Here is a 21,964-nt window from a genome sequence, read left to right on the forward strand (position 1 = left end):
TCACCGGTTGACCAGGAACCGGATGATGTCCGGGTAGAACGACTTGTCCCGGACAACGTTCACATGTCCGCGTCCGGGATACAGCTTGAGCGTGGCGTCGGGAATCCGGTGCGCGGTCTGCTCGACCAGGTCACGCGGGTGGAACCGGTCGCGGTCACCGGCGATGAGCAAAGTCGGCGCGGCGATTTTCTCGCAGTCGACGTCGCAGCCGTCCTCCGCGTCGAGCATCGCGATCATGCCGTCCGGATCCTCCGGCGTGCTCGTGTCCAGGCTCATGAACTGCTTGAGCAGCTTCTGGGGCAAGGGTTTGTCCACCCAGCCCGGCACGAGCGCGGATATCGCGCCCCGATAGTCACCTCGCGCCAGCCGGTCACGGTAGTCCCGCTGCACCTGCTTGCCCACGGGCCCGAGGCGGTAGGCGGTGGCGCACGCGACCAGCTTCGTGACCGCGTCCGGCCGATCGGCCGCCACCTGCAACGCGATCGACCCGCCCGTCGAGAATCCCATGACCTCGACGGGTTCCCGGAACTTGCGCAGGATCGCCTCGGCCACGTCCGCGGCGAGATCGGCCATGGTCGTCCCGGCCTTGCGGCCCGGGCGCCTGCCGATCGAGTAGATCGTGCGGCCACGAGTCAGCCGGTTCAGTTGCCGGGTCTCGGTGAGCCGGCTCATTCCGGTGGGGTTGCCCGCGTTCGGCAAGATCGTGCGGATGAAGACGAGGGGAGGCCCTTCGCCGTAGGCCAGCGCGGGCATCCCGCCGTGCAAAGTCAGCTCACGGATCATCGTTTCCCGATTCTGTCAGGCGTTCTCTTCCTTGTACCCGTCGTGGGGTGGCGTCACCTCGCCATCCGGTAAATCCCTTTGGCTGTCTGAAGCGCTTCAGCTAACCTCTGAAGCGCTTCACATCGACTACCGAAGGAGGGGCCCGTGCGTTCCGCCATCGTCGCTGTGCTGGGCATTTTCGCTCTCAACGGCGTGGTTTTCGGTTCATGGGCGCCGCGGGTGCCCGCCCTGGCCGCCCAGATCGGCGCCGAAGAAGGCGCGCTCGGCCTGTCGCTGCTCGGCGCCAGCATCGGCATGATCGCCTCGGCACTGCTGTCCGGATCGCTGTGTGCCCGCTACGGCGCCAAGGTCATGGTCCTGATCAGCGCGATCGCGGGGTGCGTTGTGCTGCCGGTGCTTGGGCTCGCGACGTCACCTCTGCAACTCGGACTGGTCCTCGTCGTGCTCGGCGTCACCGTCGGCGCTCTGGACGTCGCAATGAACATCGCCGCGGTGACCGCGATCCGTCAGTCCGGTCGCGCGATCATGCCGGTGTTCCACGCGTTTTTCAGCATCGGCGGCCTGATCGGTGCGCTCGGTGCCGCGGGCGCGGCCGCGTTGGCGCTCAACCCGTTGCGGCACTTGTCGATTGTCGCGGTGATCGGCACGGCGATGGCTATCTGGTTCGCGCGCCGTATCCCGGTCGAGGACCTGAAACCCCAGGCAGCGCACACCGGGCCGAAGAAGTCACTCGTGCAGCGCCCAGTGTTGTGGCTGCTCGGTTTCATCGCGTTGTGCTCGTCCGTCGCCGAGGGCGCGAGCGTGGACTGGTCGGCGTTCTTCGGCGTGCACGAGCGCGGGATCGGCGAAGCGTCGGCAGCGTTGATCTATGCCGGGTTCTCCATCTGCATGGCCATCGCACGCCTGCTGGGTGAGCGCATCGAGACCCGTTGGGGTTCGCAGCGGATGCTGATCGGCGGTTCGACCATCGGCGCGCTCGGGTTGTTCATCGCCGTGCTCGTACCCGCGCCAGCGTTCACGTACATCGGGTTCGCTTTGGCCGGTATGGGCCTCGCGTACGGATTCCCCGTCGCATTGGAGCTTGCTGGAGCGGTCGGGCGACGAGCCGACGGCGGCGGTGGCGAACGCGAGCTCGGATTTGTGACGACCATCGCATACAGCGGGTTCCTGCTCGGCCCACCCATGATCGGCGGGATCGCCTCAGTCACGTCTTTGCCCGTAGCGCTGGGCGTTGCCGCGGTCATCGCGTGGGCCATGGCACCGCTGACACTGCTGGCGAACCGTGCACGGCGACGGGAACAGCAAACCCGTCAACAGGCCGTCGAGACCGCCACGACGTGACCACTACTCTCAGCTTGTGACCTCCACCGACTCCCCAACGCAGGCGACCGGTACGAAACGAGCGCGTGCTCGTGTCGGGCCGTTGCTCGCGGTGGGCGGTGTCCTCGCGGTGCTCGTCGCGGCAGCGCTGTTCGCGCTCGTCAGCGACCGCTACCTGGCAGGCGTTCCCAACCCCGGTGCGTTCACCGCGTACGGCATGATCACGCTGCGCGTAGTGGCCGAGATCAGCAGCGTGCTGGTGATCGGTTCGCTGCTGTTCGCCGCGTTCATGGTGCCGCCGCAGAAGTCCGGTGTGCTTGCCGTGGACGGCTACGCAGCCGTGCGCATGGCCAGCTGGGCATCGATCATCTGGTGCGTCTGCGCGCTGCTGTCCATTCCGTTCACGACCGCTGACACGTTCGGCCGTCCGGTGTCGCAGCTGTTCGACATCCAGACGCTCGTTGACCTCGCGGGCGCGGCGGAACTGACGAACACATGGCTCATAACGGCGGCGATCGCGTTCCTGGTGGCGGTCGGCACACGACTCGTGCTGACGTGGGGCTGGACCACGGCACTGTTCTTCGTCTCCGTCGCAGGCCTGCTCCCGCTGGGTGTGAGCGGGCACTCCTCCAGCGGCGGCCAGCACGACCTGGCCACCAACAGCCTGCTGCTGCACCTGATCGCCGCCGCGCTGTGGGTCGGTGGACTCGTCGCGCTGCTGGCACACGGCAGGCGCAAGGGCGAGTACCTCGGGCTGGCCGCGAGCCGGTTCTCCAAGGTCGCCCTGGCGTGCTGGATCGTGATGGCCGCGTCCGGCGTGATCAACGCACTGGTGCGGCTGCCGCTGGCGGACCTGTTCAGCACCAACTACGGCCTGCTCGTGGTCGCCAAGATCCTCGCGCTGCTCGCACTCGGGGTGTTCGGGTACTTCCAACGGCAACGCGGTGTCGCGGCCGTGGTCGCCACCGGTTCCGGGCGTGCGCTGGTGAAACTCGCCGCGTTCGAGGTGCTGGTCATGATGATCACCATCGGCATCGCGGCGGCGCTGGCCCGTACGCCACCGCCGCAGCAGGCCGTGACCCAGCCCAACAACGTCGAACTGCGCATCGGGTACACCTTGGACGGTGCGCCGACGTTGCTGAAAGCGTTGGTGGACTGGCGTTTCGACCTGATCTACGGCACGTTGGCGATCGCGCTGGCGGTGCTGTACCTGCTCGGTGTTCGACGGCTGAAAGCCCGCGGCGACGCCTGGCCGGTAGGCCGCACGATCGCCTGGCTCTGCGGCTGCGCGACGATCCTGCTGGCGACGTCCTCCGGGATCGGCCGGTACTCACCGTCGATGTTCAGCATCCACATGATCAGCCACATGATGCTGAACATGCTCGCGCCGATCCTGCTGGTCCTCGGCGGGGCAGTCACGCTGGCACTGCGCGCCTTGCCCACCGCGGGCAAGGACAACCCGCCCGGGCCGCGCGAATGGATCGTGTCGCTCGTGCACTCGCCGCTGGCTCGCGCGTTGACGCATCCGGTCGTGGCGCTGGTGCTGTTCGTGGGCTCCTACTACGCGCTGTACTTCTCCGGCCTGTTCGACGGCGCGCTGGACCTGCACTGGGCGCACCTGGCGATGAACGCGCACTTCCTGCTGACCGGCTACATCTTCTACTGGCCGGTGATCGGCATCGACCCCGCGCCACGTCGCCTGCCGCCCGTCGGCCGGCTGGCGATGGTCTTCGCGTCACTGCCGTTCCACGCCTTCTTCGGCGTGATCCTGATGAGCATGCAGCAGATCATCGGCGACCGGTTCTACCGCTCGCTGGCCCTGCCGTGGGCGAGTGACCTGCTGTCCGACCAGCGCCTCGGCGGCGGCATCGCCTGGGCCGCGGGAGAGCTCCCGCTGGTGGTCGTGCTGGTCGCGCTGCTGGTCCAATGGGCCCGCCAGGACGAGAAAGAAGCACGTCGCCGCGACCGCAAGGCCGACGCGGACGGAGAAGCGGAACTGGCCGCCTACAACGCGATGCTCAACAAGATGAACGGCGGAAAACCCGACTAGCACACCCCACCGACAATCCGGCCCACCCACCGCCCCAGTCACCCGACTTGTCCACAGTCGGAGGTTGTCCACAGCCGAGCCAGCCAACCCCTGCCGCCCGAACCCGCCCCGCAGGCAAGCTGGCAGTACCACCAAAACCGGCGTGGACAAGGAGAAATCCCATGGCGTGGAACGAAACGAAGCTGACGTTGACCGGCCGGATCTGCACGGATGTCCGGGTGTGGAACGCCAACGACGAGGAGCGGATGGTCGCCGCGTTCACCGTCGTGACCAACGAACGCAAATTCGACAGGGAAACCAACTCGTGGGTGCGCGGCCGCGAGCTGTTCATGAGGGTCAAATGCTTCCGGCGACTAGCCGCGGCGGTCGCCGGGACCTTTGTCAAGGGCGACCCGGTCGTGGCGACCGGCAAGCTCTACACCAACAAGTGGGAGAAGGAAGGCCAACCGCGCTCCGACCTGGAGATGGAAGCCACCTCGATGGGGCCGGACCTCACCTTTTGCAAGATCGTGTTGCTGCGTGACGAGCGGTCGGGCATGCCGATCGAGCCGGTCGCGGCATGACACTGATCGTCACTTCAGCCCCGTACCCGACGGTCGCGGTAATCGGCGTGTACCGACAGCTCTACGATCGCGGGCATGGCGGAGTTCATCTACACCATGAGGAAGGTGCGCAAGGCGCACGGGGACAAGGTCATCCTGGAAGACGCCAGCATCTCGTTCTACCCGGGAGCCAAGATCGGCGTTGTCGGTCCGAACGGGGCAGGCAAGTCGACCGTCCTGCGGATCATGGCGGGACTGGACCAGCCGAACAACGGCGACGCCATCCTGTCGCCGGGCTACTCGGTGGGTATCCTGCAGCAGGAGCCCCCGCTCAACGAGGAGAAGACCGTCCTTGGCAACGTCCAGGAGGGCCTCGGGGAGATCAAGCAGCAGCTCGACCGGTTCAACGAGATCGCGGAACTGCTGGCGACGGACTATTCCGACGAGCTGATGGAGGAGATGGGCAAGCTGCAGGAGGCCCTGGACCACGCCGACGCGTGGGACCTGGACTCCCAGCTGGAGCAGGCGATGGACGCCCTGCGCTGCCCGCCGCCGGACGCCGACGTGAAGGTTCTTTCCGGTGGCGAGCGCCGTCGGGTCGCGCTGTGCAAGCTGCTGCTGTCCAAGCCCGACCTGCTTCTGCTCGACGAGCCCACGAACCACCTGGACGCCGAAAGCGTGCTGTGGCTCGAGCAGCACCTCGCGTCGTACGCGGGTGCGATCCTCGCTGTCACCCACGACCGGTACTTCCTGGACAACGTCGCGCAGTGGATCCTCGAGCTGGACCGTGGCCGCACCCACGGTTACGAGGGCAACTACTCCGCGTACCTGGAGAAGAAGGCCGAACGGCTTGCCGTGCAGGGCAAGAAGGACGCGAAGCTGCAGAAGCGCCTCAAGGAGGAGCTGGCGTGGGTCCGCTCCAACGCCAAGGCGCGGCAGACCAAGTCCAAGGCCCGTCTCGAGCGGTACGAGGAGATGGCGGCCGAGGCTGAGAAGACCCGCAAGCTCGACTTCGAGGAGATCCAGATCCCGCCGGGCCCGCGTCTGGGCAACGTCGTGGTCCAGGTCAACGACCTCAAGAAGGGCTTCGGCGACCGCACCCTGATCGAAGGTCTCACGTTCGACCTGCCGCGCAACGGCATCGTCGGCGTGATCGGCCCCAACGGCGTCGGCAAGACCACTCTGTTCAAGACCATCGTGGGTCTTGAGCAGCCGGACAGCGGTACCGTCAAGATCGGCGAGACGGTCAAGCTGTCCTACGTGGACCAGAACCGCGCCGGCATCGACCCCAACAAGAACGTGTGGGAGGTCGTGTCGGGTGGACTGGACTACATCAACGTCGGCCAGGTCGAAATGCCGTCCCGCGCGTACGTCAGTGCGTTCGGGTTCAAGGGAGCGGACCAGCAGAAGCCCGCGGGCGTGCTGTCCGGTGGCGAGCGCAACCGGCTCAACCTCGCGCTGACCCTCAAGCAGGGCGGCAACCTGATCCTGCTCGACGAGCCCACGAACGACCTGGACGTCGAGACGCTCGGTTCGCTGGAGAACGCGCTTGAGCAGTTCCCCGGCTGTGCCGTGGTCATCTCGCACGACCGGTGGTTCCTCGACCGCGTGGCCACCCACATCCTGGCGTGGGAGGGCAACGACGAGAACCCGAGCAAGTGGTTCTGGTTCGAAGGCAACTTCGAGGGCTACGAGAAGAACAAGATCGAGCGGCTCGGCGCGGAGGCGGCCAGGCCACACCGGGTCACGTACCGCAAGCTGACCCGGGATTAGGCGGCCGCACCGGTGACGGCGGGCAGAAAGGGAACTTGGTCGGACGGCGGGACAACGGACGGCGAACTGCTCGCCGAGACCGCCGACCGGTTGAGGTGGTGCGCACCTGAGCTCACCTTGGTCTTCGCGCGGCAGGCGGCGACGCTTGCCGACGCGGCCAAGGACCGGGTGCTTGCGTTGCGCGCCAACGCCCTGATGGTCGCTGCCCTGGTGCGACTCGGCAAACACGCCGAGGCGGTGGAGCCGGCCGTGTCGGCCCTGCGCGACGCCGAGAACGCGGGCGAGCGTGACCTCGCCGGATCGGTCAGGGTCGACCTCGCGGCGAGCACCCGCGCGGTCGGCCTGACCGGCAGTGCTTTTGTCCTGGTCCGTCCCATGCTGGAAGGAAGTGATACCCGGCCCGCGGTGCGGGCAGGTGCGCTCGCCGAGATCGTCGGCGGCCTGGCCCAAGCCGGGCGGCTGGAGATCATCGACGAGGTCCTCTCCGAAGCCGACCGCCTGTACGCCGCCGACGACATGTTGAGCGGTGACGTCCGGCGGATCCTGCGTGCTCTGTTGTGTGCGCGGATCGCGTCGTTCCGGCGCCGGTGGGGCAACGCCACCGGAGCGGTCGCGGCGGCCACGGAAGGCATGACCCTGCTCGACGGCTTGTCCGATCCGGGAACGGATTCCGGGCAGGCGCGGGCAGAGCTGGGCCTGGAGATGGTCAGCGCGCTGCTGGACGCCGGTGAGGAGACCGCGGCGGTCGGCCAAGCCGATCAGACGCTGACCCAGCCGGTGCGGGCGACATCGGCCGCTGCGATCGGGCGGCTGATGCTCATCCTCGCCACCCGCGTGCACTTCCCAGCCGGACGCGCCAAGGAAGCACACGCACTGCTCGCGGAGATAGTGCGAGTCGCCCGCAGACACGAACTGGACGGATTGCTCGCCGATGTCCTGACATCGCTTGCCTACGCCCAGGAAGCCGACGGAGACCTGACCGAGGCCCTGAACTCGCTGCGCTCAGCACGGGCGGCTGAGCAACGCAGACTCCGGGCCGACACTTTGGCCCGCCTGATCGTCCTCGAGGAGCTCGGCGCGGGCACAAGACTGCCCGACGACACGGAGTCGCTGTTGCGCCGCGTGGTCCGGACCCCGGCTAGGTCCAACCCCGACGCGACCGGAACAGAGATGAGTAGCCGCGAGGCCGCGAGCCGCGAGATGTCGGGCCGGGAACTCGCGGGCCGAGGAATCGGCCCAGGCCCCCGACCCCGTCCGAACCGGGGCGCGGGCACCTACGACAGCGTCGGCTACGAACGCACAGGCCGAGGCACCGAGGGCTACGACTTGGCAGCCGCCGCAAGCCAGGACTACGAAGCGGCGGCGAGCCAACCAGCCACCGAGCGCTACGGCCTGGTGTCCCAGGACTACAGCGTGACCTATGACCTGGAGGGTTACCCAACCTTGACCACCCGGGGCTACGACCTGGCGTCCAGCCTCGGCGTGGCCGACGACGCGGGCAGTGGCGACACAAGCGAACGCGTGGGCAGGCGCAGAAGCGCCAGCACAAGCGCGGGCGAGCCCACGGCACCGGGCACAGACATGAGCGCGGGTGCGGGATACGGAAGCGCATTCGGGACCGGGACCGGGGCGGGAACAGCAGGAGGCGGCGGAGGGGAGGGGGGCGGGGGCGGGGCCCCCGGGACATCTGGGCTGGCCGCGAGTGGGGTGGGCGGCAGCAGCCCGCACGACATTCTCGGGCGGGAGCTTGCCGGTTGGGAGATGGTCGCCAGGGAACGGGCGGCCATGGACCTCGCCGGGCAGACCCGCGCCGGATCCGACCTCATCGCCGCCGACCGGGCGGCGCCCGAGTGGGCCGGTGCCGACCCGGCTGCCGTTGACCGTGTTGTCGGTCGCGCGGCCGTGGACCGCGCAGCCGAAGACATGCACGCGGACGAGGCTGAACGCCTCGGCGCCGCGGACGTCGCGGACGTTGAGTCCGAATCGGACTGGGCCGCCACCGCCAGTGCTGCCGTCGGGAGCGCCAGTGACGAGCCGAACCGTCCGAAAGGCAGGCGCGCTGCCGATTCGGACAAGCCGAAGTGGCCGGACCCCTCGCAGAACGAGCGTGACGAGGAGACCGGCCTGCTCAACCGGCAGGGGCTGCGCCGCAGGCTGGCCGCCGCCCGCCGCCAGGCCAGGCCGACCGCGCTCACGCTGGTCCGGCTTGAGCCGAGCGGGGATGAACCCGAGCCCGAGCCGCACAAGAAGGACCCGGACAGCACCGACCGGTTCAGCGCGGCCTTGATCAAGGCCATCGACACCGCGGGTGCCGGCCGCATACCGCCGGAGATCGACCCGGATGTGCTCACGTCCTTGGCCGATCATGTCCGCGACATGGCGCCGCATGACGCCGAGCTGGCGAGGCCGGAAGAGGGTGAGCTCGCCGTGTTGTTGCCCGATACCACCAGGGACGAGGCTGAGCAGTTCGCGGCCACCCTGCGCGAGACCGTGTCGGCTTCGGACTGGGACCCCGAGGACCCGGCGCGGGGTGTCAACGTGAGCACCGGTGTGGCCCAGTACCAGGAAGGCACAAGCGAAGACGCGCTGCTCAGCGCGGCACGTGAAGCGCTGACACACACCGAGCAGGAGTCCGGGCGCCCGGACTGGCAGTCCGTCGAACCGCTTTACGACCTTCCGCCCGAGGACAGCGGTTACACCTTCATCCAGGAATACGCCGGACTGCAGAGTGATGTCGCAGACCCCGAGATGGCCGAATATCTGGCCGGATTTCCGTTACCGGACTACGGAAGGCAATGGCCGTCTGCCGATGAACCCGGTATGCCACAGGACGACAGCGCCGAGGCAGAAGGCGGCCGTTCAGTACTCGATCGGCTGGACATCACCCGCGGCAGCGGCGGCCGCCGACGCGCGCCGGACGCGTTCAAGGCTGATCCCTCGGCGGATTACGACCAGTACGCGATCAACCAGCCGATGCAGACCTACAGCAACACCGGCGACGAGATCCTGGCTGCGGCCGAGGAAGCGGAGCGCGCCTCCATCCCGCAGCCGCCGGACCCGGACGAGATCCCGACACCACCGGACAGCCCGGAGGTGCCGATCCCGCCCGACCCCGACGTGGAACCCCCGCCCGGCCGACGCAGGCGCCCGGCCGAGCCGGAACAGCCAGGCAGCGATCCGCTGGAGAAGCCCAGCCCACGCCCCAGGTTCCCGGCTGGACCGGACATCCCCTCCCCGGAGGACCCGGATGCCGACCCGGATCCCCAGCGTCGCCGGTGGACATCGGAGCTGGACCCGGGCAACCCCCGGGCACGCCGCCGCGCCCTGCCTCGTGACCCAACCCGCCGCGCGGTAGAACCAGACGACAACCCAGAGACAACGGGCCGCCGCCGGATGCCGGACATCGCCGAGACTCCGGAAGCGGGACTGGCCGAGCCGACTGGCCGTCGCCGCATGCCTGACGCGGGCGAGATGCCGGAAACCCCTGCCGTATCAGGGGATCCAACCGGACGACGTCGAATGCCGGACATCGCCGACAAGATGGAAACCCTTATGGGGCCTGAAGAGTCGGCCGGGCGCCGCCGGATGCCGGACGCGGACGAAACCCCGCAAGCCCGCACGAAGCCGGGTGAGTCGACGGGGCGGCGCCGCATGCCGGAACCCTTTGAGGAACCGGAATTCTCCTCTCGCATCGAAGCGCCGAAGCCGGACGCCGGCCAGTCCACCGGCCGCCGCCGCATGCCGCAATGGCCGGACAGCGCCGAAAGCCAAGGCGGCACGAACCCAGAAAGCCGTACCGCACCAGGTGAATCGACAGTCCGCCGTCGAATGCCAGACGCATGGCCGAGCGAGCCGGAGTCAACGGGCCGTCGGCTGATGCCCGAAGACGCGGCGCAGCCCGGTCGGCGCCGCGTCCCTGAGGACGACCCGGAGTCCGGTCAGCGACGCATGCCCGAAGCGGAACTGGAGCCCGATCGTCGACTCATGCCGGAGAACGACATCGTCGAGCTGGAAACGCCAAGCGCTCCAGAGCGCACCGGACGCCGCCGGAAGCCTGACCCCCTGGACGACTTCGAGTACCAGCGCGGCACATCACTTGACCCGGCCGACGTCGCCCGCCGCCACGAACCGGCCACAGGCAACGAGGAACTAGGCGAATCGGCAGGACGCCGAAGGATGCCGGATCCGGTCGGCCCGGAAACCGGATCGTCGGACCCACGTGGCGAGGCCGAGACGCCACGCGGATACGCGGGCCGCCGCCGCATGCCGGACCCAGACGGCCTCGACCAAGACCCACCGGCCGCCCGCGGAGCCGACGCACTGGGGCACGACGCATCGGGCCGCGACGCATTGGGGCGCAATGCACCGGGCCACGACGCACTGGACGAGCCCACTGGTCGCAGGAGGATGCCGGAGTCGGCCAGCGGTGCCGCGATCTCCGACGACCCGAGCGCAAGGCAGCGGCCCGGCGAGAAAACCCGGCCGAACATTTCCGAATCCCTTGGCCTGGAAGCAATCCTGGGCGAGGTCAGCGACCAGCGGGCGGCAGACCCGCGGATTGAACGCGGCACATCCAGCGGAATGTCCCGCAGAGAAGCGGGCCCGCACGAAGCTGCCGGTCGGCAGGAGCCAAGTGGATCCCCATCGGAAGAAAGTCGCCGCGAGCAGACCGATTGGCCGGTGCCGGATTCGCGGATGGCACGTGCGGTTCCGGATGAGCCAACCGGCTCGCAGTTTTCTCGATCTGGCCAGTCGACCGGATCGTCGGGCTTGGCGGGGGTTCCCGGCGAGGACACCGGTCTGGCGTCAGATTCAAGGAGGCCGGGTGAATCGACCGGCTCGCAGTTGTCTCGAGCTGGGCAGTCGACCGGACCATCTGGGCTGGAAGCGATTCTCGGTGAGCAGACCGGCCGGTCTGCCCCCGATTCTCGGACACCGCGCATCCGTTCCGACGCTTCTTCGCTGCGGGAAGCGATCCTGAGGCAAGCGTCCGGCCAGAGCGACTCCGAAGCCCAAGCGCAGTCCTCTGTGGACAATCAAAGCCCTGGCCCCGAGACCAGGCCGGGCCGCCGCCGCGCACCTGAACCGGTGCACCGGGATGAGCCCGAGCGCCGGAGCGAGTCTCCGCTGCCGCCCCCGCAGCGGCAGGACGCACTGCCCACCTCCCAGCGCCAGGACACGCTGCCCGCCTCGCGACGGCAAGACGCGCCGCTCACCTCGCAATGGCAAGAGGTGCCGCCTACCTCCCAGCGGCAGGACGCGCCGCTCACCTCGCAATGGCAGGACGAAGTGCCCGCTTCGCAGCGGCAAGAGGTGCCGCCTACCTCCCAGCGGCAAGACGCGCCATCCACCCCGCAACGGCAGGACCCGCCGCCCACTCCGCAGCGCCAGCAGGCGCTGCCGCCGCAACAATCCGGCCCGGTGGATGACTTTCCCACCAAAACCCCGGAAGTGTTCTCGTTGGGCCCCGAGGGTTTGTCCCGGCGTCCAGCTGTCGGCGAATCCGGTGCCGGCAAGGCAACTGAACCGGTCGAGAAACCGATTCAGCCGGACGAATCTCCCGTCGCTCGCCGGCTTTCCGCATCTGGCGTCGACGAATTGTCCAAGCGCCGACTCACCGAGGGGCGGCCGGAAAGGCCGCGCCGGCGCACTGAACGGGCCGCTGATGAGGCTGGCGACGACCGTCCCAGCCGGTTGCGGCGCAGGGAACGGACCGACTTGAAGTTGGCCGATTTGCTCGCTGAAGCCCTTGTGGCGTACCAGTCGTCAACGTCGGAGACCCCAGATCAGGACGTTCTGTCCGCCTATGAGGACCTTGATACGCCAACTGGTGAGGACACCGATCGGCATAGGGGTGAAACAGGCTATTGAAGCCCCCTAAATGAATATCAAGTCCCACTGGTGGTTGCATGGCTCACAGGCGCGGCCAACTAGGGTTAGGCCGCAGCTGGCACAACAAACTGGCACAACGAAGTGCCGCACAGGGTGCCGACGAGCGTGTGGAGCCGGGAGAACATGACCTCGACTGGAGTCCAGTCCCATCCGAACCCCGTCGCGGCCAAAGCCGCCGCACCGGCCAGCCCTGAGCAGATCAGGGACGAGCTGGTGGCGCAGGCCGCCGGATCGGCCACCGAGATCGCCGACTTGATCCGGCTCTACTACCGCTATGTGCCACCGGAGGAGGTCATCGACTTCGCTCCGGCCGACCTGGTCGGCGCCGTGCGAGCGCACCTCGACCTGGCCGCGCAGCGGGTGCCCGGACGTCCGGTGATCCGGCCGATCAACCCGACGGCCGAGGCGGACGGCTGGTCCACCACGTCGACCGTGATCCAGATCGTCACCGACGACATGCCGTACCTCGTCGAGTCCGTCAGCGCCGAGCTTGTCCGCAGTGGCGTGCAGGTTCAGCGCGTGGTGCACCCCATCGTCGTGGTGCGCAGGGACGTCGCCGGCAAGCTGCACGAGGTCCTGCCGACCGCCGACCCGGGCGAGCCGCCGGCGGACGCGCTGGTCGAGTCGTGGATGTACATCGAGATCGACCTGGTCACCGACCCTGATCGGGGCCGGGCCATCGCCACCGGGCTGTACTCGGTGCTCAACGATGTCCGTGAGGTCGTCGAGGACGCCGCCAAGATGGCCGGTCAGGCCCAGCACCTCGCCGACCAGCTGGAAGCCGACCCTCCGCCGTTGGAGGACACCGACATCCACGACGGCATCGCGTTGTTGCGCTGGCTGGCCGACGGGCACTTCACGTTCCTTGGCTACCGGCAGTACGAGCTGGTGACGGGCGACGGCGACCCCGCGTTGAAGGCCGTGCTCGCGACCGGTCTGGGTGTCCTGCGACAGGACAGCCTCGCCGCGCGCAGCCTGACCGCGGGCCCTGACTCGATGGTGACGTCCGCGCTGGCGCCGAAGCTGCTCGTGCTCACCGAGGCGAGTGCTCCGTCCACAGTGCACCGATCGGTCTACCCGTACTACGTCGGCGTGAAGACGTTCGACGAGAACGGCCAAGTCACCGGCGAGCACCGGTTCCTCGGTGTGTTCACCACGACCGCGTTGCACGAGAACGTTCTGGACATCCCGGTCGTCGAGCGGCGTGTACGCGAGGTGATCCACGAGGCCGGGTTCCCGCTGGAGTCGTACTCCGGCCAGCGGATGCTCGAAGTCATCCAGAACTGGCCGCGCGCGGAACTGTTCTCGTCCACCGCGGAATCGTTGTACGCGACCGCGACCGGCGTCATCGCGCTGGCCGACAGACGCAGGCTGCGGCTGTTTTTGCGCCGCGACCCCTATGGCCGGTTCTTCTCGTGCTTCGTGTTCCTGCCACGTGACCGGTACACCACGACGACCCGGCTGGCCATGCAGGAGGTCCTGCTGGCCGAGCTGAACGGCTCGAACCTGGAGTACAACGCGCGGATCGGCGAGTTCTCGCTCGCCCAGGTGTATTTCACCGTGCACACCGACCCGCAGCACCAGCAGCAGATCGAGCCGGACGTGCCGCGCATCCAGGAGCGGCTCGCCGAGGCCATCCGCAGCTGGGAAGACCTGATGGCCGAGGCCGTGGTCGCCGAGCAGCGGGAGAAGACCGGCAACGGCGCGACCGGCGCGGTGTCGATCGGCACGGAGTCCGCCTCCCAGCAGGGCCAGCGCCTCGCGGGCATCTTCCCCGAGGCCTACAAGGAGGACTTCACCGCCACTGAGGCGTTGCACGACCTGCGCAGGCTGCAAGCCCTCGGCAACGAGGGCGACATGGACATCCGGTTCTACGTCCCCGAGGACCCCAAGCCGGGGGAGCGGCGGTTCAAGCTCTACCTCTGCGGTGACGGCGTCACGCTCTCGCAGGTGCTGCCCGTGCTGACGGCGATGGGCGTCGAGGTGATCGACGAGCGCCCGTACGAGTTGCGCAACGACAGCGGCGTCGCGTGGTGGATCTACGACTTCGGCCTGCGTCTGGACCCGTCGCTGCTGAAGGACCGGACCGACGAGGACATCGAGCTGGTCAGGACCCAGTTCCAGGACGCGTTCGCGGCTGCGTGGCGCGGCGACGCCGAAGTGGACCGCTTCAACGCGCTGGTGCTGCGCGCGGGCATCAGCTGGCGGCAGGCCACGATCCTGCGCGCGTACTCGCGCTACCTGCGGCAGGCCAGCACGCCGTTCAGCCAGGAGTACATCGAGGACACCGTCCTCAAGCACACCGACGTCGCGACCGCGCTGGTGAAGCTGTTCGAGTGCCGGTTCGACGTCAACGCCGACGAGCAGAGCAGGCTCTCCAGCCTGAAGGCACAGGTCGACGCGATCACCGGGATGATCGACGAGGTCACCAGCCTCGACGAGGACCGGATCCTGCGCAGCCTGCTGACCCTGATCAACGCCACGCTGCGGACGAACTACATGGTCAGTGACGCTGAGGGCAACCCGCGGCCGTACCTGGCGATGAAGCTGGACCCGCGTGCGGTGCCGGAACTGCCCCAGCCACGGCCGCGGTTCGAGATCTTCGTGTACTCGCCGCGCGTGGAGGGCGTGCACCTGCGGTTCGGGCCGGTCGCGCGAGGCGGTCTGCGGTGGTCCGACCGCCGCGAGGACTTCCGCACCGAGATCCTCGGCCTGGTCAAGGCCCAGGCGGTGAAGAACGCCGTGATCGTGCCGGTCGGCGCGAAGGGCGGGTTCGTGGTCAAGCGGCCGCCCGCCATGACCGGCGACCCCGGACTGGACCGTCAGGCGCAGCTGAACGAGGGCATCGCGTGCTACCGCATGTTCATCTCCGGCTTGCTGGACCTGACCGACAACCTCGAAGCGGGCAAGACAATCCCGGCCTCGCAGGTCGTGCGCTACGACAGCGACGACAGCTACCTCGTGGTCGCGGCGGACAAGGGCACGGCGACGTTCTCCGACATCGCCAACGAGGTCGCCAAGGACTACGGCTTCTGGCTGGGTGACGCGTTCGCGTCCGGCGGCTCGGTCGGCTACGACCACAAGGCCATGGGCATCACCGCGCGCGGCGCGTGGGAGAGCGTGAAGCGCCACTTCCGCGAGCTCGGCGTGGACACCCAGACGCAGGACTTCACGGTCGTCGGCGTCGGTGACATGTCCGGTGACGTGTTCGGCAACGGGATGCTGCTGTCCGAGCACATCCGCCTGGTCGCGGCGTTCGACCACCGGCACATCTTCATCGACCCGAACCCGGACGCGGCCACCTCCTACGCCGAGCGGCGCCGCATGTTCGAGCTGCCGCGTTCCTCGTGGGACGACTACGACCGGTCGCTGATCAGCAAGGGCGGCGGGGTCTGGCCGCGCACCACGAAGTCGATCCCGCTGAGTGCCGAGATCATCGAGGCGCTCGGCCTGCCCGAGGGCACCACCAAGCTCTCGCCGTTCGAGCTGATGCGCTCGATCCTGCTGGCCCCGGTCGACCTGCTGTGGAACGGCGGCATCGGCACGTACGTCAAGGCGTCCAGCGAGTCGCACGGCGACGTCGGCGACAAGGCCAACGACGCGATCCGGGTCAACGGCTCGGACCTGCGCGTGAAGGTGGTCGGTGAGGGCGGCAACCTGGGCCTGACCCAGCGCGGCCGGATCGAGTTCGCCCGCTCGGGCGGCAAGGTCAACACCGACGCGCTGGACAACTCGGCCGGGGTGGACTGCTCCGACCACGAGGTCAACATCAAGATCATGCTGGACCACCTGCTCACCAGCGGGAAGCTGACCGGGCAGCAACGCAACGAGCTGCTGGCCGAGATGACCGACGAGGTCGCCGACCTGGTGCTGGCCGACAACTACCGGCAGAACGCGGTGATGGGCGTCAGCCGGGCGCACGCCGCGCCGATGCTGTCGGTGCACGCCCGCCTGGTCGCCGAAATGGTGGAGAACAACGGCCTGGACCGTGAGCTGGAGGCGTTGCCCTCGGCGCAGAAGTTCAAGGAACTGGAGAAGGCGGGCGAGGGCCTGACCTCACCGGAGCTGGCGACCCTGCTCGCGCACGTCAAACTCGGCCTCAAGGAACAGCTGCTGGCCAGCGAACTGCCCAGCCAGAGTGTGTTCGCCAGCCGGTTGACCGACTACTTCCCAAGCCAATTGCGGGAACGGTTCGGTGACGCGATCGCGGCGCACCCGCTCAGCCGCGAGATCACCACGACGGTGCTGGCCAACGAGGTCATCGACGGCGCCGGAATCACATACCCGTTCCGGCTCGCTGAGGAGATCCACGCCTCCGCGACCGACGCGGTGCGTGCTTTCACCGTGGTGACCAGGGTGTACGACCTGCCAGCCATCTGGCGGGAGATCGACGCGCTGGACAACCGGATCCCGACCGAGATCGCCGACCAGATGGTCCTGGAGACCCGGCGGCTGCTCGACCGCGCGTCGCGCTGGCTGCTGTCCAACCGGCCGCAGCCGCTCGCGGTCGGCGCGGAGATCAACCGGTTCTCCCGCGTGGTCAAGGTGATCGCGCCCAAGGTGCGCAACCTGCTGCGTGGCCAGGCCAAACAAGCCGTGGAGAACGACACCGCGGAACTGGTCCGGCACGGCGTGCCCGAGGCGCTGGCCGGGCGGGTCGCCGCGCTGCTGGACGCTTACGGCCTGCTGGACGTGATCGAGGTGGCCGAACTGGCCGAGCGCGAGGCCGGGATGGACATGGAACGCAGCCCGCTGGAGACCGCGGAGCTGTACTACGCCATGGCCGACCACATCGACGTCGACCAAGTGCTGACGTTCATCAGCGGCCTGGAACGCGGCAACCGCTGGCATGCTTTGGCGCGACTGGCGTTGCGGGACGACGTGTACTCGTCGCTGCGGTCGATCACGCTGGACGCGTTGCAGCACAGCGACCCCGGCCAGAGTGCGCAGCAGAAGATCGAGAACTGGGAGAAGGCGAACGCCTCCCGGCTGGCCAGGGCCCGCATGGCACTCGACGAACTGCGGCACTCCGCCAGCCGGCTGGACCTCGCCATGCTGTCGGTCGCCGCACGCCAGATCCGCAGCATGATTCGCTGATTCGCTGGAGGAGGTTCGCGGTGGGTGTGTATCACGCGACGGTCTGGCCGCGGTGGTCCGATATGGACTCCTACCGGCACGTCAACCACGCGCAGACGATCACGCTGCTCGAGGAGGCCAGGCTCCAGCTGCTGTACGGCGAAGGAGCCCGGCACGGCGCGGGCATGGTCGACGGTGGGCTGGTCGTCGCACGGCTGGAAGCGGTGTACCACGCACCGCTTTTCGTCAACGGCTACCCGTTCCGCGTGGCCTTGTCGATCACCCGGATGCGGGTCGCCGACTTCACCATCCACCAGGTCGTCCACTGCGGACCTTCGGAGGACGACAAGGTGGGGGTCGTCGCGGACGTCACCCTGGCGCCGTACGATCTGCAGAACGAGAGGCCCCGGCGCTTGACCGACGCGGAACGGGACTTCCTTGCTGGCTGGCGGTCCGGGGGCGACGAGGGTGTCTGAGCTTACTTTCGGTGACTCGCACGAGCGGGACGACCTTGGCGCGTTCGTCGCCAGGGCGGTGCGGCTCGACAGCGACTCGGTCGTGAGACTGCGAGCGCGCAACAGCGGCACTACCGGTGAGGGCCTGATCGACGCCTGGGTGGCGACGCCGTTCGACGTGCTCGCCACGCGCACTGTGCGCGGATCGATGAGCCCGGACGACGTGACCGTCGCGGGCAACGACCTGCTCGCGGCGTTGGCGATCGTGCGCGGTGAGACGGTGGACCCAGGCCTGCCGCGCGACCTGATGTGGCGTTCCGCGCTGCCGCCCGGCCAGGGCTGGCAGGTCATCGACCAGCTGCCCGCCGAGGTCGTGTCCTCGCTCGCGGACCGTGGCCTGACGGTGGCGCGCGAGAACGTGGGTCCACACGGCACACCGCCCGCGTCACTGCTCGACCAGACCGTGCTGACGGTCAGCAGCGACGGCATGGAGATCAAGGTGCCGTTGCGGTGCCTGTTCGCCATGTCCGGCATGGGGTTCATCGGCAATGAAGGACCCGACGAGCATGTCCGGGTGACCGCGACCGACTCGTGGCTGCGCATCGACGCCCGCTTCGGCGCGGTCGTACGCCGCCGTCACGCCCTTCTGCCGTTGCTCGTTTGACTCTTGTAAGGAGCACCCGCGGCTTGAAGGGTGCATGCTGTCGTCATGAGCCAGAAGGACGACAAGCCCGCTGAGGACGTGTTAGCCAAGGAATGGCTGGCGGAGACGTTCCCAGAGCCCGAGCCGTGGCCGGAACCTCGTCCAGCCGCGCCGGAGCAGCAGCCGTACGTGGTGCAGAACAAGCACTCCAGGATCGGTGACGGCCTGCGCGGCGCTGCGGCCCTCGCGGCAGGTCTCTACGTCTATGACGCCGTCACCGACGACTCGGACGACACAGGCGCCGTCGACACGGGCGGCGGCGACTTCAGCGCCTCCTAGACCAGCCACACAGCGGCGTCGGGCGGCAGCTGGCCGTCCACGAGCGGCTCGCTGGCCAGCAGCACCTCACCCGGAGGCACCGGCACGGGCGCCGGTGAGGTGTTCAACGCACAGATCAACCCGCCGCCCTTGCGGCGGAACGCGAAGCACCCGGCGGGCGCGCCGTACCACTCGACCACGGTCCCGGCGAACGCCGGATGGGTCTTGCGGAGCTCGATCGCGTGCCGGTACAGCGACAGCGTCGAGTTCTCGTCCTCCAACTGGGCCTCGACGGTCAACGACGCCCACTCCAACGGCATCGGCAGCCACGTGTTCGCGGTCGTGGAGAAGCCGTACGGCGGCTCAGTGCCCTCCCACGGCACCGGAATCCGGCTGCCGTCGCGGCCGCGCTTGGTGTGCCCGGACCGCTTCCACATCGGGTCCTGCAATGCCCACTCCGGCAACTCGACGGTCGGCAGCCCGAGCTCCTCGCCGTTGTAGACGTACAAGGCTCCCGGCAGAGCGAACTCGACCAACGTCATCGCCCGCGCGCGCCGCAACCCGAGCTCACCGTCTCCATAACGCGTGACGTGCCGTACGACGTCATGGTTGGACAGCGTCCAAGTGGGAGTGCTGTCCGCGGCCGCGTGCAGCGAGGCCTCGATGGCCAGTCGCACCGCGTCGGCGTCGAAATCCGCGTTCACAAGCCGGAAGTTGAAGCCCAGGTGCAACTCGTCCGGACGCAGGTAGCGGGCGAACCGCTCGTCGTCCTTCACCCAGATCTCGCCGACCGCCATGGTGTCGGGGTAACCGTCGAGGACCTTGCGGATCATCCGGTGGACCTCGTGCACACCGTCGTTGTCGAACCGCGGGTCGATCGCGTTCTCGTGCAGGATCTCGGATCTGTCGATCAGCGACGGGTCCATGTCCGGCAACGACTCCGGCTTGGCCATGCCGTGTGCCACGTCGATGCGGAACCCGTCGACCCCACGGTCGAGCCAGAACCGCAGCGTGCGCTCCAAGTCCGCGGCGACCTCTGGGTTGGCCCAGTTGAGGTCCGGCTGCTCGGGCGCGAACAGGTGCAGGTACCAGTCGCCGTCCGGTAACTGGCTCCACGCCGGCCCGCCGAAGATGCTCGTCCAGTTGTTCGGCGGGTACATGCCCGGCCGGAACCAGTAGCGGTCACGCTCGGGCGACCCCGGCCCGGCCTCGACCGCGGCGACGAACCACGGGTGCTGGTCGCTGGTGTGGTTGGGCACCAAGTCAATCGTCACCCGGATGCCGCGTTCGTGTGCCTCGGCCACCAGCAGGTCGAACTTCTCCAGATCACCGAAGACCGGGTCGACGTCCCGCGGATCGGCAACGTCATAACCGTGGTCGGCCATAGGAGAGGTGAAGAACGGCGTCAGCCACAACGCGTCCACGCCGAGCAGCTCAAGGTAGCCCAGCCGCGACCGGATTCCATCCAGGTCACCGATCCCGTCGCCGTCGGAATCAGCGAACGATCTGACGTAGACCTGGTAGAAAACAGCGTGCTGCCACCATTGTCCGTCGGCTTGTACTGGCACGGTGGGTCATCCTGCCATCGTGGTGGGGTGGTTCGGGCTGGAAAACCGCTATCTGTTCGGCAAGATCACTCTCAGACCCAGCTGTTGAGCAGACTGTTCGCGGCCATTTCCATGTAGTCCCAGAGCTGCTTGCGGTGCTCCTCGGACAACCCTGCCTCATCGACCGCGATGCGCATGCACCGCAGCCACGCGTCGCGCTGCAGCGGGCCGATCTGGAACGGCGCGTGCCGCATCCGCAACCGAGGGTGCCCGCGGTTGTCCGAATACGTGTGCGGCCCGCCCCAGTACTGCATCAGGAACAGCCGCAGCCGCTCCTCGGCCGGACCGAGGTCCTCCTCCGGATACAGCGGGCGGAGGATCTCGTCGCGAGCCACCTCGGCGTAGAACCTCGCCACGATCCGGTGGAACGTTTCCTCGCCGCCGACGGCCTGGTAGAAACTCTGCGCCTGCGTCACTCCACCATTGTCCTACTTCTGGCCGAAGAGCCGGCCGAGGGGCGGCTCGATGCCCGCTTCCTCCAACGCCGGGATGATCCGGGCACGCAACGCACGCTGCACCGCCCACTGGCGTCCGGCGCGGACTTTCACAGTCAGCCGCACTGTGATGCTCTCCGGTGTGACTTTGTCCACACCCAGCAACTCCGGTGGTTCCAGCACGTCCTCGGACACCGGTTCGCTGCCCACCTCGTCGGCCACGATCCGCCGGATCACCTCGGTCGCGGCCTCGATGTCGGCGCTGTAGCCGAGCGGGATGTCCACCACCGCGACCGCGAAACCCTGGCTGGAGTTGCCGACCCGGAGGATCTCGCCGTTGCGCACATACCAGACCGTGCCGTTCACGTCACGCAGTGTGGTGACGCGCAGTCCCACGGATTCGATGGTCCCGGTGGCCGGCCCGACGTCCACGATGTCGCCGACGCCGTACTGGTCCTCCAGCATCATGAACACGCCCGACAGGAAGTCCTTGACCAGGTTCTGCGCGCCGAAACCGATCGCGACACCGACGATGCCCGCCGAGGCGATGATCGGCCCGAGGTCGATCCCGATCTCTCCCAAGATCAAGATGAATGCCAGGCCGTACACCATGAACGAGACCAACGACTTCATCACCGAGCCGATGGTCTGTGCCCGCTGCTGGCGCCGCTCGGACACCAGCGCGCCCACGGCCTGCGGCGCGCGCTCCTTGAGCGGGCGCAGCAGACGAGGGGTTTTGCCGTTGCTGGCGCCACGGGCGAGCCGGTCGATTGCGCGACGCGCCACAAAGCGGATGACGACCGCCACCAGCAGGATGATCAGGATCCGCAGCGGGGCGTTGGCCAGCCAGTTCACCGCGCCCGACAGCCAGGCGTTGCCGGTCATGTCGAACACCGCACGACACAGCGTGCCGACGTCGTTTACGCAGGTAGGGGGCTGGAGGCCTAGTGTGTTCATCGATCCGATCTCGCGAGTGGGGACGAGGTCACGCGGCAAGGCTATGGCGCACGCGTTCAGCAGGCGTTCACGGGGGTTTTGACGAACCGGGACGTGACACGTATGTCAACACAC

13 protein-coding genes are annotated in these 21,964 nt (G+C 68.1%); 9 read left to right on the forward strand and 4 right to left on the reverse strand.

Annotated elements, in window-relative coordinates; genetic code table 11:
* Entirely contained in the window at positions 1 to 783 is a 783-nt protein-coding gene (locus B9C43_RS48080; protein WP_084433996.1) for an alpha/beta fold hydrolase, read from the reverse strand.
* 144 nt (positions 784 to 927) lie between these two features.
* Here B9C43_RS48080 and B9C43_RS48085 point away from each other — a divergent pair, with 144 nt between their 5' ends.
* From B9C43_RS48085 to B9C43_RS48125, 9 genes are all read left to right on the forward strand, one after another.
* Entirely contained in the window at positions 928 to 2,124 is a 1,197-nt protein-coding gene (locus tag B9C43_RS48085) for an MFS transporter (RefSeq protein WP_084433997.1), read from the forward strand.
* 16 nt (positions 2,125 to 2,140) lie between these two features.
* Positions 2,141 to 4,153, forward strand: coding sequence for a bifunctional copper resistance protein CopD/cytochrome c oxidase assembly protein (locus tag B9C43_RS48090; RefSeq protein WP_084433998.1), 2,013 nt, complete (start codon positions 2,141 to 2,143; stop codon positions 4,151 to 4,153).
* Between the two features lie 161 nt (positions 4,154 to 4,314).
* Positions 4,315 to 4,716, forward strand: coding sequence for a single-stranded DNA-binding protein (locus B9C43_RS57185; protein WP_033382582.1), 402 nt, complete (start codon positions 4,315 to 4,317; stop codon positions 4,714 to 4,716).
* A 75-nt stretch (positions 4,717 to 4,791) separates the two neighbouring features.
* On the forward strand, positions 4,792 to 6,468 hold the full coding sequence (gene ettA / locus B9C43_RS48100) for an energy-dependent translational throttle protein EttA (RefSeq protein WP_084433999.1): 1,677 nt from the start codon (positions 4,792 to 4,794) through the stop codon (positions 6,466 to 6,468).
* 12 nt (positions 6,469 to 6,480) lie between these two features.
* Positions 6,481 to 12,339 carry a diguanylate cyclase domain-containing protein gene (locus B9C43_RS48105; protein WP_084434000.1) on the forward strand — a complete coding sequence of 1,953 codons (5,859 nt, stop codon included), beginning with the start codon at positions 6,481 to 6,483 and terminating at the stop codon, positions 12,337 to 12,339.
* Between the two features lie 144 nt (positions 12,340 to 12,483).
* On the forward strand, positions 12,484 to 17,457 hold the full coding sequence (locus B9C43_RS48110; protein ID WP_084434001.1) for an NAD-glutamate dehydrogenase: 4,974 nt from the start codon (positions 12,484 to 12,486) through the stop codon (positions 17,455 to 17,457).
* Between the two features lie 20 nt (positions 17,458 to 17,477).
* Positions 17,478 to 17,912 carry an acyl-CoA thioesterase gene (locus tag B9C43_RS48115; RefSeq protein ID WP_084434002.1) on the forward strand — a complete coding sequence of 145 codons (435 nt, stop codon included), beginning with the start codon at positions 17,478 to 17,480 and terminating at the stop codon, positions 17,910 to 17,912.
* A complete protein-coding gene (locus tag B9C43_RS48120) occupies positions 17,905 to 18,555 on the forward strand; it encodes a DUF8185 domain-containing protein (protein ID WP_084434003.1) in 651 nt (216 codons plus the stop codon). The genes B9C43_RS48115 and B9C43_RS48120 overlap by 8 nt, the downstream gene beginning before the upstream one ends.
* Positions 18,556 to 18,600: 45 nt before the next feature.
* A complete protein-coding gene (locus tag B9C43_RS48125) occupies positions 18,601 to 18,873 on the forward strand; it encodes a hypothetical protein (RefSeq protein WP_084434004.1) in 273 nt (90 codons plus the stop codon).
* Here the strand turns inward: B9C43_RS48125 and B9C43_RS48130 are convergent.
* From B9C43_RS48130 to B9C43_RS48140, 3 genes are all read right to left on the reverse strand, one after another.
* Positions 18,870 to 20,420: a glycoside hydrolase family 13 protein gene (locus B9C43_RS48130; RefSeq protein WP_084434005.1), complete on the reverse strand. Its 1,551-nt coding sequence runs from the start codon at positions 20,418 to 20,420 to the stop codon at positions 18,870 to 18,872. The genes B9C43_RS48125 and B9C43_RS48130 overlap by 4 nt on opposite strands.
* 71 nt (positions 20,421 to 20,491) lie before the next feature.
* Positions 20,492 to 20,875, reverse strand: coding sequence for a globin (locus tag B9C43_RS48135; protein WP_033382593.1), 384 nt, complete (start codon positions 20,873 to 20,875; stop codon positions 20,492 to 20,494).
* A gap of 12 nt (positions 20,876 to 20,887) precedes the next feature.
* Positions 20,888 to 21,850 carry a mechanosensitive ion channel family protein gene (locus B9C43_RS48140; protein ID WP_033382594.1) on the reverse strand — a complete coding sequence of 321 codons (963 nt, stop codon included), beginning with the start codon at positions 21,848 to 21,850 and terminating at the stop codon, positions 20,888 to 20,890.
* Between the last annotated feature and the right edge of the window lie 114 nt (positions 21,851 to 21,964).

Source organism: Kibdelosporangium aridum, from assembly GCF_900176515.1.
Classification (GTDB): Bacteria; Actinomycetota; Actinomycetes; order Mycobacteriales; family Pseudonocardiaceae; genus Kibdelosporangium; species Kibdelosporangium aridum.